Origin of the sequence: Pandoraea terrae, from assembly GCF_902459695.1 — a bacterium.
GTDB classification, from domain to species: domain Bacteria; phylum Pseudomonadota; class Gammaproteobacteria; order Burkholderiales; family Burkholderiaceae; genus Pandoraea; species Pandoraea terrae.
On record NZ_CABPRZ010000064.1, the window covers coordinates 1 to 1211 of the forward strand.

Genomic DNA, 1211 nt, shown 5'->3' on the forward strand with positions numbered 1-1211 from the left:
TCCGTAACCGCCGCCAGTGCGGCACTCCCAGCGACGGTCCCTACAGCCAAAGTGTCGTGAGGCCCCGTCGTTCATCGACCCGGGTCCAGCGTCGCAATCACTGTCAGCATGGCTTGTCTCGCAGGTGCTCCCCTTGATGCATGACGACGGCAATGGAGCTGGTTTTGCGAAGCAAAAGTAGCTCCGTTGGCGGCCCCGGGCGCCGGAGAGGGCGCGAGCCGTGCAAGTTTAGACGATTGCCAGGCTTCCGCCTCGAGTTTTCCCGGAACGCCCTCGGCGAGCCTCGTGGGAGGCCCTCCGGTGAAACGCAAAACCATGCCAGATCGGCGCACAAAAATGCCAGAGTGTCGTTGGGAAAGTCAATGAAAGTCCAGGCACCCGCCCGGACTAACGTCGACAGTGCGCCTCACTTTCAAGGCGATTTGGGCCTGGTGAGGCGTCATCTTGACGTTCCTGTTGCGTCGCACAATCGAAAACATCAAAAAACATGCCAGCAGAGCGTTGAAGGTGTTGACAACAAAGGGCGACATCTCCATAATCTTGAATTCTCTGCGGAGGGGTGCCCGAGTGGCTAAAGGGGGCAGACTGTAAATCTGTTGGCTTACGCCTACGTTGGTTCGAATCCAACCTCCTCCACCAGAATGCGGTAATGACTTGCGGTAAGTGACTTTGCCGCAAGTTATCAAAAAGGAAATTGGAGCCTCAATCCAAAGCGGGTGTAGCTCAATGGTAGAGCAGAAGCCTTCCAAGCTTATGACGAGGGTTCGATTCCCTTCACCCGCTCCAGGTGATCGCGCAGAAGTACCAGGTTTCGCCCATGTGGCTCAGTGGTAGAGCACTCCCTTGGTAAGGGAGAGGTCGGCAGTTCGATCCTGCCCATGGGCACCAAAAGATAGTGTTAAGCGCGGCAGTCATTGTGCCGAGCGATTCGGCAAATAGATAACCCGTTAGGAGTCTGACATGGCAAAGGAAAAATTCGAGCGGACTAAGCCGCACGTGAACGTCGGTACCATTGGTCACGTTGACCACGGTAAGACGACCCTGACGGCTGCTATCGCTACGGTTCTGTCGGCCAAGTTCGGCGGCACCGCCAAGAAGTACGACGAAATCGACGCAGCGCCGGAAGAAAAGGCACGCGGTATTACCATCAATACCGCCCACGTCGAGTACGAAACGGCTAACCGCCACTACGCGCACGTTGACTGCCCGGG

Annotated in this window: 1 protein-coding gene and 3 tRNA genes; all 4 read left to right on the forward strand. The window is 56.7% G+C overall.

What is annotated here, in order from left to right; genetic code table 11:
- Window positions 1-553 precede the first annotated feature (553 nt).
- Window positions 554-639, forward strand: a tRNA-Tyr gene (locus PTE30175_RS27960).
- Window positions 640-712: 73 nt separating this feature from the next.
- Window positions 713-786, forward strand: a tRNA-Gly gene (locus tag PTE30175_RS27965).
- Between the two features lie 27 nt (window positions 787-813).
- Window positions 814-888, forward strand: a tRNA-Thr gene (locus PTE30175_RS27970).
- A 72-nt stretch (window positions 889-960) separates the two neighbouring features.
- Window positions 961-1211: GTP-binding protein (locus tag PTE30175_RS27975; RefSeq protein ID WP_263596307.1), on the forward strand; the 251-nt coding region annotated here is incomplete at its 3' end.